The organism is Streptomyces sp. NPDC005728 (genome assembly GCF_040630895.1).
Lineage (GTDB): Bacteria > Actinomycetota > Actinomycetes > Streptomycetales > Streptomycetaceae > Streptomyces.
On the sequence record NZ_JBEXYL010000158.1, the window covers coordinates 1 to 13,065 of the forward strand.

Genomic DNA, 13,065 nt, shown 5'->3' on the forward strand with positions numbered 1-13,065 from the left:
TACGCCCCCGTCCTCGCCCTCGCCGACTCCCCGGAGGCCGACGACGAGGACCGCGCGCTGGCGGCACCGCCGGGCCGGCAGACCCGTCGTCAGCCACTGTGAATGCCGACCTCGTGCAGCGAGTACCCCCACTTGGTCCCACGCTCCGTGCCGACAACGCGGACGTAGCGGGCAGGAACGCCGGTGAAGCGTGCCGTGTCGAGGCCGCCGTCGCCGGTGGTGGTCGACCAGACGGTCCGCCAGTTCACGCCGTCCGGCGAGAGCTCGATCCGGTACGACTTCCCGTACGCTCGCTCCCAGTCCAGGGTGACCCGCCCGACCAGGTGGACCGAGCCCAGATCGACCCGCAGCCACTGGTCGTCGCTCCAGTCGCTGGCCCACCGGGTGTCCCGGGTGCCGTCGACGGCGCGGCCGGGCGCATAGCTGGTGAACGGGTTCCACTCGGCCGAACTGGCCGTGGCCGAGGCGCCGGTGGCGAGGTTGACGCCCGCCTGGTGCTGCTCGGTCGCTCCCCAGGTGTCGAGGTAGGACTCGGCACCGCGGAAGAGATCGTTCACCACTTCCTGGCCGCCGGCGAGCCGGATGTCCTCGATCCAGTCCGGAACGAGTCCGTAGTGCGCGGCTCCGTCGGTGTTCAGGTCCCAGGTGCGCTCCCCGGTGGTCTGCCGGTCGATGACGGAGCCGCCGTCGACGCTGCGGAAGGGGTATGTGACCTTGTGGGGCGCGTCAGCGCCCCGGGGGCCCGGCCAGCCGCCGACTCCGTTCATGTCCGTGCCGTAGCCGTAGCCGACGCCGTACTTGTCCCGCAGCGCCTTCGTGCGGTTCGCCTCGGCCACGAATCCCTCGGAGCCGTGCATGTACTGGGCGATGAAGCCGCCGAGGCCGTAGACCCGCTCGGTCCAGTTCAGGTCCATCCAGCTGTGCGAGGAGATCACGCCGGGGTACGAGTCGGCCTCGAAGATGTCGAGCGCGCGGCCGACGGCCTTGACGCTCATGTGGTCGATCTCCAGCATCATCTTGCGTTTCATCATGCCGCGCACGGCGTACTCACCGAGGTCGGTGAGGCCGCGGGTGTTGCACTGCGCGTCCGAGTCGTACGAGGGGACACTCACGCCCGCCGGGAGTTTCGCCTCGGCCCCGGGCGCGGCGGCCGAGCCGATGGGGTTGTCGTGCTGCGGGCCCGTGCAATTCTCCGTCTTCCAGAAGGTGCCGGTCGACAGGAACTGTCCTACGTTGATGGCCGTTCCGAGGCTGCCCGAGTCGAAGCGGACTCCGCACAGCGCGTTGTCGAACTTGTGGCACAGGAACATGCTGCGGACGCCCAGCGCGTACAGCTCGTCCAGGCCGGCGTCGATGTCCTTCCTGTCGCACTGCGGGATGTCCAGGACCTGCTTGCAGCCGAACGGCTCGGAGGTCTCCACTCCCAGGATCACCGCCAGCTTGCCCTGCGCGATGACCTCACGGGCCTGGGCGCTGTCGGTGACGATCCGGAACCATCCCCTGCCGGTGCCGCCGTACATCTTGTCGACGTACGCCTGCAGGTCGTACGCCAGCTTCGCCTGCAGCCGGATGGACGTCATCTCGTCGCAGCTGCGGTCCTTGAAGAAGTACACCGAGCAGATCACGCCGTTGGTGACGAGGTCGTTGACGAGCACCCGCTGGCCGCCGCGCCAGGCACGTTCCACCCAGGCGTAGTAGTTCTGCTGGTGGGTCAGCGAGTCGTGTGCGGGCCAGTCCTTGAACGTGGGCCAGCCCACCGGGTCGTGCTTGCCGTCACCGCCCTTGGTGATGAAGTCGAAGATGGCGAGCGAGCCGTCGGGGTAGTGCTCGGGACAGTCCTTGAGCGCGTCGGCGATCCCGGCCTCGGAGAACGTCTTGCCGCAGATGAGGCGTCCGCCGAAGGCCTCGTTGGAGAACAGGTGGTCGTGGGCGTCGACGAACCCGCGTACCTCGCCCTTGGCGTTCGTGCCGGTGAACGGCTCGCCGGTGACATTGATCTGGGAGTCCGGCGTGGGGCGTGCGGTCGGGACCCACCAGTCGTTTCCGGCCGCCGAACTCGGGGTGGGTCCGAGGACGACGGCCAGTACGAGGAGGAGCAGCGACACGATGGTGACGTTTTTGTGTCTGCGGTACCGGCGTCTGGTCAAGGCCACGGCCCACGTCCCTCGGTCGGCGGGATGCGCGGTCGACGGACGAGGTCGTCCGGGCCCGAAGACACTTACGCATACCGATTTGTCATGTCCTATGCAAACTGTCGCCCACGAGGATCGCCAGTGCCGCCTGCCGAGTCAAGACTCACGCCCTGACTGGTGGCCGCGACCGTTCCCGGGTGCCGTCCCCGGATCACTGTCCGCGCGCATTGCGCCACCGGCCGTGTCGTGGGCCGGCCGGCACGCTCCCTGACGGCGGCCCGCGTCCGACCGGGATCAGATGCCGGCCGTGGTCTCGGCGCGCGACGCCGGACCGGCGCCCGCTCCGTGGGGTCCCACCCGCTCGATGGTTACTCGGAGGTAGTAATAAGCTGGATGAACGTGAGAACCGTACGTCAACGACCGTGCCGGACAGCGGCTCGAGCGTGAGGGAGCAACTGATGACAGTGGGAACCGAACGAGCCGTACTGGCGGGCGGTTGTTTCTGGGGCATGCAGGACCTGATCCGCAAGCAGCCGGGCGTGGTGTCCACCCGCGTCGGGTACAGCGGCGGTGACACGCCGAACGCCACGTATCGCCATCACGGCGACCACGCCGAGGCCATCGAGATCCTCTTCGATCCCGCGGCCACGAGCTACCGCGACATCCTGGAGTTCTTCTTCCAGGTCCACGACCCGACCACGAAGGACCGCCAGGGCAACGACATCGGGCGCAGCTACCGGTCCGCCATCTACTACACCGACGGAGAACAGCACCGCGTCGCCGTGGACACCATCGCGGACGTCGAGGCGAGCGGGCTGTGGCCGGGGAAGGTGGTCACGGAGGTCGAGCCCGTGGGCGACTTCTGGGAGGCGGAGCCCGAGCACCAGGACTACCTGGAGCGCTATCCGAACGGCTACACCTGCCACTTCCCGCGACCGAACTGGAAGCTGCCGCGACGGGCCTCGTCCCCGACGAGCTGAACCGCCGGCCGCGCCGGGCGTCTGCCGCCCGTGATCCCTCAGATTCCCCTCCACGAGGCTCCGAGCGTGGAGGGGAATCTGCGCCGGAGGCTTGAACGGACCTCTTCCGTGGCGCTTTCGCTTTTCCGTTCCGGACCCTGACGTCACCACGAGGAAATGCCCGGAGTTTCAGGGGCCGGCCGAATTCGTGGCGGACATGTTCGCAAGAGCCCCGCGGCCGGACATCAGATGCCAAGATCGATACCTACACCAACGGATTCCCGCTAGTTGATTGTAGGGAAAATGCAGATGCCATGGGCGGACAGTCATGTCTCCGAGTCTGCGGTGCCGAGCGATCTGCGGCCGCTGACCGGCTATCTGTTCGACAGAGCCGGCTCGGACGCCCCCGCGTTCACCTTTCTCGACTGCGCGACCGACCGTGACGGCATCGAGCGCACGATGTCATGGGCGCAGCTGGCGCAGCAGGTCCGAGCGGTCGCCGCCGAGCTGAACAGGCTCACCGGGCGTGGCCGGCGGGTGGCGATCCTCGCACCGCAGGATCCGACCTACGTAACCGCTTTCCTCGGCGCCCTGCACGCGGGAACCGTCGCAGTGCCGTTGTTCGCGCCGGAAGCGAGCCGGCACAGCGGGCGGTTGGTCCACGTCCTGTCCGACTGCGCGCCCGAGGTGTGGCTGACGTCACGGTCCTCGATGGAGAAGGTGCGCGCACTCGCGGACGACAACTCGGTCCCCATGCCGAAGCACATCGTCGCCGTGGACGAACTCTCCCCTTCGCCAGGCGACTTCGCCGCCCCCGAGATCGGCCTCGACGAACCCGCCTACCTGCAGTACACCTCAGGATCCACGCGAGACCCCGCCGGCGCGGTGATCACGCATCGCGCCGTGGTCGCCAACTCGTGGCAGGCCGCGACCGCCTACCGGGCGGACGCCGGGTGGACCGTCGTCGGGTGGCTCCCGTTCTTCCACGACATGGGACTGATCCAGCAGTTGGCCGCACCCGTGTTCGCCGGGAGCCGGTCGCTGTTCATGACTCCGTTCGACTTCGTGAAGCGCCCGGTGCGCTGGCTGCGGGCGATGTCGGGGAAGAGAGACGTCATGTCGTCCGCTCCGGACTTCGCCTTCGAGTACGTGAGCCGCAAGACCCCAGACGCCGACCGTGCCGGGCTGGACCTGTCCGGTGTACGCGTGCTCATCACCGGCAGCGAACCGGTGCGGGCGGCCACCATCGCCGACTTCCGGCGGACGTTCGGCCCGTACGGTCTCGCCTCCAACGTGCTGCGCCCGTCCTACGGCCTGGCCGAGGCGACCGTCTTCGTCACGGCGACCGGTGAAGAAGGGCCCGTGGTGACCGCGTTCGACCGGGCCGCGCTGGCCGACCACCGTGGCGTACCCGTCGGGCCTCAGTCGCCGGGAGCGGTCGCACTCGTGGCGGCCGGACGGCCGGTCAGCCAGAGCGTCCACATCGTTCACCCGGATCGACTCGTCGCTGTCCCCGAGGGCGGCGTCGGCGAAATCTGGGTCGACGGCCCCAACGTGGCGGCCGGCTACTGGCAGCAGCCCGAGCGGACCGAGGAGACCTTCGGCGGGCGACGCGGCGACGCCCCCGGCCGATGGCTGCGCACCGGCGACCTCGGCCTGATCCACGACGGGCTGCTCTACATCACCGGCCGGATCAAGGACCTCATCATCATCGACGGCAGGAACCACTACCCGCAGGACATCGAGGCCACCGTGTCCGAGGCCCACCCGGCGATCCGGCGCGACGGCGTGGCCGCGTTCGCCGTGCACGACGAGTCCGGCGTGGAGGGCGCCGCCGTGGTGGCCGAGTACCGGCGCGGGGACGACGCGGACGAGGCCGAGATCGCCCGGGCCGTGCGGCGAGCGGTCTCCGCGACGCACGACGTCAGGCTGCGTGGCCTCAAACTGCTCCGGAGCGGCGCGGTGTCGCGCACATCGAGCGGAAAGGTCGCCCGGTCCGCGACCAAGCAGCGCCACTGGGGGCAGACGTGACCGATGCCGACCGCATCCGGCGCCGGCTCGTCGAGCGGATCGCCGAGGCCTGTTACCTGGACGAGCACGAGATCGACCCGAGCCGGCCGCTGCAGGAGTACGGACTGACCTCGCGTGATGCCGTAGAGCTTTCCGGGGAGTTGGAGGAACTGCTCGGGCGGAGTCTGCCGGCGACACTGCTGTGGGACCATCCGACCATCGACCGACTCGCCGACGCGCTCACCGCATCCGACGGCCGGGCCGAGACCCCTGTCTCCTCCGACGGGTCCCAGGACGCGATCGCCGTGGTCGGCCTCGGCTGCCGGCTGCCCGGGGGCGTGCACGGGCCCGACCAGTTCTGGCGCCTGCTCACGGAGGGCCGGGACGCGGTGGCGGAGGTTCCGGCCGCCCGCTGGGCCGAGTACGGCGCGGTGCCCGAGCGCGTGACGCGGTGGGGCGGGTTCCTGGACGACGTCACGGGGTTCGACGCGGAGTTCTTCGGCATCGCGCCGGGCGAGGCCGCCCGGATGGATCCGCAGCAGCGCATGCTGCTGGAGGTCGCCTGGGAGGCGCTGGAGCACGCCGGGATCGCACCACGGTCGCTGAGCGGCACCGAGACCGGCGTGTTCGTCGGCATCAGCGGCACCGAGTACGGCGCGCGGTCGATCGGCGACCTCGCCGCCCCGGATCCCTGGGCGGCGACCGGTGCGGCACTCTCCATCGCCGCGAACCGCCTCTCCTACGTGCTCGACCTTCGCGGCCCCAGCCTCGCCGTGGACACGGCGTGCTCGTCGTCGCTGGTCGCGGTTCACCTGGCGGTGCGGAGCCTTCAGTCGGGGGAGTGCGGTCTCGCCCTCGTGGGCGGCGCGAACCTGCTGCTCGGACCAGGAGTGACAGCAAGCTTCGACGAGATGGGCGTCAGCTCGGCGGACGGCCGCTGCAAGCCGTTCTCGGGCGACGCCGACGGGATCGTACGCGCCGAGGGTGCGGGCGTCGTCGTCCTGAAGCGACTGTCGGACGCACAGGCGGCGGGCGACCGCGTACTGGCACGCATCCGCGGTACGGCGACCAACTCCGACGGCCGCTCCAACGGGTTGACCGCGCCCAACGGTGAAGCACAGCAGGCGCTCCTGCGTACGGCCTGCCGACAGGCCGGCGTCGACCCGTCCGCGGTGGACTACGTCGAGGCACACGGCACCGGCACCCTGCTCGGCGACCCGATCGAGGCTCGCGCGCTCGGCACGGTGCTGGGCGGCGCCGGACGTCGACAACCGCTGCTGATCGGCTCCGTCAAGAGCAACCTCGGACACCTGGAGGCCGCCGCCGGCGTCGTGGGGCTCATCAAGACGGTGCTCGCGCTGCACCACGGACGGATCCCGCCGAGCATCCACGGCTCGGCTCCCCACCCGCACATCCCGTTCGATGATCTCGGCCTGTCGGTCGCGGACTCGGTCCGCCCCTGGCCCACCGCCGATCGGTCGGCGCTCGCCGGCGTCTCCGGCTTCGGCTTCGGCGGCACCAACGCCCACGTGGTCCTGGAACAGGAAAACAGCGCGGGGATCGAGCAGGACAGCCGACCGCGGGACGCCCCGCGCAGGTTTCTGCTGGGTGCGGCCACCGAGGGGAGACTGCGGGAGAAGGCGAAGGCGCTGGCCGAATGGGTCGAGGACACCCAGGTCGAGCCGGCGGACCTCGACTACACGCTGGCCCGCCGACTCGACGGGAGGTACAGGGCCGCGGTCGTGGCGAGGACCCGGGAGGAACTCGTCGCGGGCCTCAGAAGGCCGGCACCCGAGGTTGTCCCCACCGCCGTGCCGGGACCGGTGTTCGTGTTCTCCGGGCACGGGTCGCAATGGGCGGGCATGGCCCGGCAACTGCTCGCGGAGGAACCGGTGTTCGCCGCGGCGATCGACCGGCTGGACCCGGTCGTCCGAGCCGAAGCCGGGTTCTCGCTGCGGGACGACCTGCTTGCCGGCGTCGAAGCGACCACGATGGACCACGTCCAGCCGATGGTCTTCGGCCTCCAGGTGGCGCTGGCGGAGCTGTGGCGGCACTACGGCGTTCACCCGGCCGCGCTCATCGGCCACTCCTTCGGCGAGGTCGCGGCGGCGGTCGTCGCCGGGGCGCTCACCGAAGCCGACGGAGCCCGGGTGGTCGCCCTGCGCTCGAAGCTGCTGGCCTCGCTCGCCGGCGACGGCGCCATGGCACTGCTGGAAGCCGACGCCCAGGAGGCGGCCCGGCTCGTGGCGAACGAGCCCGGCGTGAGCATCGCCGTTCTGTCCTCACCCGGGCAGACGGTCATCGCGGGCAGCGCCGCGCCGGTCCGCCGCATCGTGTCCGAAGCGGAGGCCGCCGGCAGGCTCGCCCACTTGGTCAAGCTCGACGTCGCCGCGCACTCGCCCATCGTCGACACGGTCACTCCCACGCTGGTCGACGGCCTGTCCGCAATCACCACGAACCCTGCCCTGATTCCCGTGTACAGCACGGTTGTCGACGGCCGGCCCGCCTTCGACCCCGACTACTGGGCCCAGAACCTGCGCAGGCCCGTACGGTTCGCGGCGGCGGTGGCCACCGCCGCCGAGGACGGCTTCCGCACGTTCGTCGAGCTGTCGCCGCATCCCGTGCTGCGGCACGCCCTGTCCGACAACCTTGCCGACCGATCCGGCGCACTGGTGCTGTCGAGCCTGCGCAACTGCCCCGACGAGGTCGGTCACTTCCACCGTCAGCTCGCCACCATCGAACTCGCCGCCCAGGCCGAACCGCCACGTGACGGCAGGGTCGTCGATGTCCCCACGACCCCCTGGCGGCACACCCGGCACTGGCTCTCCGCCCCGGCGGTGACGACGCTCCCCGGTGACCACCCGCTCCTCGGCGTCCACACCGAACTGCCCGACGACGGCAGGCACGTGTGGCGGGCGGACCTCGGCACAGCCGCGTATCCCTGGCTCGCCGACCACCGCCTGGACGGCCGCCCCGTCCTGCCGGGCTCGGTGTACCTGGACATGGCGGCCGCCGCGGCGAGCACGGCATTGGGCGCCCCAGCCGAACACATCGCACTGCGATCGGTCACGTTGCACCGGCCACTCGCCCTCGACACGCACACCATCGTCACCACGACGCTCGCGGACGGCACGATCCGGGTGCACACCAGGGCGACGGACGGCACGTGGCTGCTGCACGCAAGCGCGGAAGCGAGCATCGTCGGCCCTGAGAGCCCTGAGAGCCCTGAGAGCGCCGAGTCGTACGCTCCGACGACGGACGGGAGCGAGTTCCTGCCCGTCTCGACCACCGAGCTCCACCGGCAGCTGCGCCTGCTCGGCCTGAGTTACGGGCAGGCGTTCACAGGCTTGCGGAATCCGCTGGTCAGCAGGCACGCCGGAGACCGGCAGCGGCGGGCGACCGCCGGACTCGCCGTGCCCGAGGGCGCAGCCGGGCAGGCCGGCCCACGCCTCCACCCCGTCCTGGTCGAGTCCTGCCTGCAGCTCTTCGCGGCGGCGCTGCACGACCCGGATGCCCGGGCCCTGCGGATGCCCGTCGAGTACGGCACCGTCCGTCGCCACGGCGACCTCACCCGCGGCGAACGGGTGCACGCCCGGCTCGCTCGGGACGACAGCCACGGCGGCTGCTGGCTGGGGGAGTTGCACCTGGTCGACGGACAGGGCCACGTCCTCCTGGACATCAAGGACGTGGTCGTACGCACAGTCGAGTATGCGGAGATCGCCGCTCCGTTGACCGGCAGGCTCCTTCACGCCATGTGGCAGCCGACTTCGCTCGCGGCGCAGCGCACGGCCGCCGAGCCGGTGCTCCCGGCGCAACGCACGGCCGAGGAGCAGATCCTCGTGGTGAGCGAACAGCCGACTTCACTCGCCACCGCGCTCGGCGCACGGCAGGGCGGCTACGGCACGACGCCGGACGCCGGTGCCGTGCTGTTCGTCCTGCCACCCCAGGGTGCCCTCGCCGACGCCGAGAGGGCCGTACTCGCCGTGGCCGACGCGGTCCGCGAGTTGGCCGATGCGAGCCGGCCACCGCGGCTGTTGCTGGTGACCACGGGCGCGTTCGCCGTCGTCCCGGACGAGCCCGGTAACCCGGCGTTCGCGTCCCTGCGCGGCCTCGTGCGCGTGCTGGCGTGCGAACGTCCCGAGCTACGCCTGGGCATCGTGGATCTGGATCCGCTGGGGACCATCGACGCATCGGTCGCCGTTCTGCAGGGGGAGTTGGCGGCGGGCACCGACGACGAGGTGGCGTGGCGGTCGGGTGTGCGGTACGCGGCCCGGTTGGACCGGCTGCCCGAAGTGCCCCCGGCCGGTTCAGCCGGCCCAGATGGTTCCGCCGGCTCCGTGATCGTGCGCCGCGACGGCGGATACGTCGTCACCGGTGGCCTCGGCGGGCTCGGTACCTTCTTCGCCGACTGGCTCGCCCGCCAGGGCGCCGGCAGGATCATTCTCAACGGACGGTCTCCGGCCAAGCCGGCCGTGGCCGACGCGATCGACAGGATCAGAGCTCGCGGCACAGAAGTCGAGGTGATCCTGGGCGACATCGCCGAACCCGGCGTGGCCGAACGGCTCGTGGCCGCCGCGGGGAACGTGTGCGGTGTCATCCACGCGGCCGCGGTGTTCGACGATCACCCCACGGCCGGCCTCGACCCCGAGACCCTGCACCGGTCGTGGCTCCCCAAGGCGTACGGCGCATGGCGGCTGCACGAGGCGACGCGCGAGCTCGAACTCGACTGGTGGGTCGGCTTCTCCTCCGTCGCCGCACTGCACGGCATGCCCGGCCAGCCCGCCTACGCAACCGGCAACGCCTACCTCGACGCGCTGGTCGCGATGCGGCGAGCACAGGGTCTGCCCGGTACGGCGATCGCCTGGGGCGCGTGGGCCGAGATCGGAGCCGTGGCCGGGGTGGACCTTCCGTGGCTGCACCCGATCCACCCGGCGGAGGGCGCGGAGGTGCTGGCGACGGTACTGGGCCAGGACCTGGGCCAGGTCGGCGCGTTGCGCCTGAACACAGCCCCGCTGGTCACCTCGTTCCCCCAGCTGATGCGGGTGCCCTACTTCGAACCGCTGCTACGTCCCTACGCCGACTCCTCGGACGACTGGGCCGGCGTCTCCCGGCTGCGGAAACTCGCCCCCGAAGCGGCGAAGGCGGCCGTCTCCTCACAACTGCGATCACGGATCGCGTCCGTACTGGGCCATGCGCCTGACGCGCCCGACACGCTGGACGTCGCCTCACCGCTGTCGATGCTGGGCGTCGACTCGCTGCTGGCGGTACGCATCCGGCACGCCGTCCAGCACGACTTCGACCTGACGCTCCCGCTGTCCCTGCTCCTGCGTGGTGCGAGTGTGGTCGAGACCGAGCGGTGGCTGTTCAACGAACTGGGCCTGCACGACAGCAGCGCCCCGGTCACCCCGATGATCGGGCCGCGCGACGCGGCGGAGTGGCTCGTCGCCGGCGTCTGGCGCGATGTGCTCCGACGGGACGGCAGCACGGAGGCCGACGTCACAAAGGACTTCTACGACGCCGGCGGCGACCGGAGCCAGGCCGAGCGGGTCACCGCGCTGCTGAACGAACGCAGTGGCCGCAAGCTGACGGTCACCGAACTCTTCGCGCATCCGACCATCGAGCGGATGGCGGTGTGCGTACGCCGGAACGACCATGGCGGGCCAGGGCCAAGGGTGCTACGAGGCGAGGGCACGCACACGCCGCTCTTCCTCTTCCACCCCGGCGGCGGAGACTCGGCCGTCTACGCGCACCTGACGCAGCTGCTGGATCCGGCGCTCCCGGTGTACGGGTTCGACCGGATCGAAGGCGTGCACGCGGTGGAGGACCGGGTTCGGCACTACCTGCCCGAGCTGCGCGCACTGCAGCCGCACGGCCCGTACCGGCTGGCGGGCTGGTCGTTCGGCGGCTCCCTCGCGTTCGAAACGGCGCACCAACTGCTACGGGCCGACGAGCAGGTCGAGGTGCTGGCACTGATCGACTCGATCGTCCCGCTGCCTCACCCCACCGGACTGTCCGAGGCGGAACTCACCGAGAAACGGTTCCAGGCGTTCGTGGAGTTCCTCGAGGCGACCTACGCACGCAGGATCACACTGCCCTACGAGCGGCTGGCGGGCCTGGACGACGAGGCGCAGGTACACCTGGTCGTCGCCGCGATGCGGGACGCGGGGCTGGTCAACAGCGCGGTCAGCGACGCGATTCTGCGCCATCAGCGGACGTCCCTGCTGGACGCCCGAGCACTGGAGCGCTACACACCGCGCCCCTACGACGGTCCGGTGACCTTCCTCAGCGCAGCCGACCCCACGCCAGGCGGTCTGCGCGACGACCGGTTCGACCGGCGGGACCCGGCCCGCGGCTGGGACGCGGTGTGCTCGAACCTCGACGTCATCACCGTGCCCGGACACCACATGTCACTGCTCGACCCACCCCACGTCCACTCGATCGCCCGGCAACTCGGCACCCTCCTGGCGGACGCGACCCAGAGGGCGGCCGGGTGAAGGTTCGCTGAGGGCGATGTCAGCGAATACGGCGTCCTCGAGCCGGCCCCGCAGGGCGTCCTTTCGCGACCCCGTGCCCGCGCACACGTCAGGGACAGGCGCGACCCGTCCGAAAGGTGGTGGTGGCCGCGGTGATGAGGGTGTCCAGCCTGTCCCGGGTGTCCACCAGAGTGCCGATCCGGGTGTCGATACGGTCCCGCTCCACCGACAGCCGTTCGAGCAGTTCCGGCGTCACCTCGCCGGTGACGACGCACGGCAACAGTTCCACGATCGACCTGCTCGGCAGTCCTGCCGCGTACAACTGCTGGATCAGCAGGACGCGGTCGACCGCGCTGTCCGCGTAGTGCCGCTGCCCGCTGAGGCTGCGTTCGGAGGCGAGCAGGTGCTGTTCCTCGTAGTAACGCAGCGCTCGCACGCTCACACCTGTTTTGGCGGCGAGTTCCCCGATGCGCATCACATTCCCCTTGCCTCTGACGTCAACGTCAGCTTTTAGCGTGACCGATGTACGGGCCTGTGGCCAGAGATTCCATCGAGAGAAGGACGAGATGCCGTACGACGGTTACACGCGACTGCGGGTGGCGATCGACGCGGGCGTGGCTCATGTGACGTTGGACAACCCGCCGGTCAACATGCTCGACACGACGCTCATCAACGAACTGCACGACTTCGTCGGAGCCGTCCGCGAGGACGATCGGGTGCGCGTGATCGTGCTGCAGAGCGCCGACCCGGACTTCTTCGTCGCCCACGTCGACCTGGGCTTCATGCTCAGGCCGGAGACCTTCGCGGAGCTGGCCAACCCGGACGCCATGACCGGCGGCGACGAGTCTCTGATCAACCCCATGCAGAAGCTGATGCTGCGCCTGCGCGCGCTACCGCAGGTGACGATCGCCAAGCTCGCCGGGCGTCTTCGGGGCGGTGGCAACGAGCTGGCGATGGCACTCGACATGCGCTTCGCCGCCCGGGGGCGGACCTGGTTCGCCCAGCCCGAGACCCGGATGGGCATCATTCCCGGCGGTGGCGGCACCCAGTTGCTGCCCCCGTTGGTGGGCCGCGCCCGGGCTCTGGAGGTGATCCTCGGCGGAAACCTCTTCGACGCCGAGACGGCCGAGCGGTACGGCTGGATCAACCGCGCCCTCCCGGCCGAGGAACTCGATGGCTTTGTCGACACCCTCGCCCGGCGCATCGCGGTGCTGCGCCCGGAACAGATCACCGCGGCGAAGGCGTCGGTCGGGGCCGCGGTGACCAGTGGGAGCTTCCTGGAGGGGCTCGGCGAGGAGAGCAAGGCCCTGGGCGGGGTCTATCCCGCGCCGGATGCCGTGGTCGAGCGCATGCGAGCTGCCGTGGCAGCCGGTGCCCAGACCCGCGAGGGCGAACTCGACCTGGAGTGGCGCGACTCGAACCGTTCCGACGTCACCTGGGACGGACTGTGGAAGCCGCGCACCGGCGCCGACGCCATCTACCTGAACGTCC

General features: G+C 70.5%; 6 protein-coding genes. 4 read left to right on the plus strand and 2 right to left on the minus strand.

The window, feature by feature from the left end; all coding sequences use genetic code 11:
• Nucleotides 1–89: 89 nt before the first annotated feature.
• Nucleotides 90–2,147, minus strand: a complete 2,058-nt coding sequence (locus tag ABZ471_RS44865) for a discoidin domain-containing protein (protein WP_359074935.1) — start codon at nt 2,145–2,147, stop codon at nt 90–92.
• Between the two features lie 443 nt (nt 2,148–2,590).
• On the opposite strand from ABZ471_RS44865, the gene msrA reads away from it, so the two are divergent.
• The 3 genes from msrA (at nt 2,591) to ABZ471_RS44880 (ending at nt 11,595) form a co-directional block, all read left to right on the plus strand.
• A complete protein-coding gene (msrA, locus tag ABZ471_RS44870) occupies nt 2,591–3,112 on the plus strand; it encodes a peptide-methionine (S)-S-oxide reductase MsrA (RefSeq protein WP_359074930.1) in 522 nt (173 codons plus the stop codon).
• Between the two features lie 282 nt (nt 3,113–3,394).
• The gene (locus ABZ471_RS44875) at nt 3,395–5,122 is read left to right on the plus strand and encodes a fatty acyl-AMP ligase (protein WP_359074931.1); all 1,728 of its coding nucleotides are present in this window, start codon (nt 3,395–3,397) and stop codon (nt 5,120–5,122) included.
• Nucleotides 5,119–11,595, plus strand: a complete 6,477-nt coding sequence (locus tag ABZ471_RS44880; protein ID WP_359074932.1) for a type I polyketide synthase — start codon at nt 5,119–5,121, stop codon at nt 11,593–11,595. The genes ABZ471_RS44875 and ABZ471_RS44880 overlap by 4 nt, the downstream gene beginning before the upstream one ends.
• Nucleotides 11,596–11,683: 88 nt before the next feature.
• Here ABZ471_RS44880 and ABZ471_RS44885 read toward each other — a convergent pair whose 3' ends face one another.
• Nucleotides 11,684–12,049: a MerR family transcriptional regulator gene (locus ABZ471_RS44885; protein WP_359074933.1), complete on the minus strand. Its 366-nt coding sequence runs from the start codon at nt 12,047–12,049 to the stop codon at nt 11,684–11,686.
• Nucleotides 12,050–12,140: 91 nt separating this feature from the next.
• On the opposite strand from ABZ471_RS44885, the gene ABZ471_RS44890 reads away from it, so the two are divergent.
• Nucleotides 12,141–13,065, plus strand: a 925-nt coding sequence (locus tag ABZ471_RS44890) for an enoyl-CoA hydratase/isomerase family protein (protein WP_359074934.1), incomplete at its 3' end; no start/stop codon positions are given.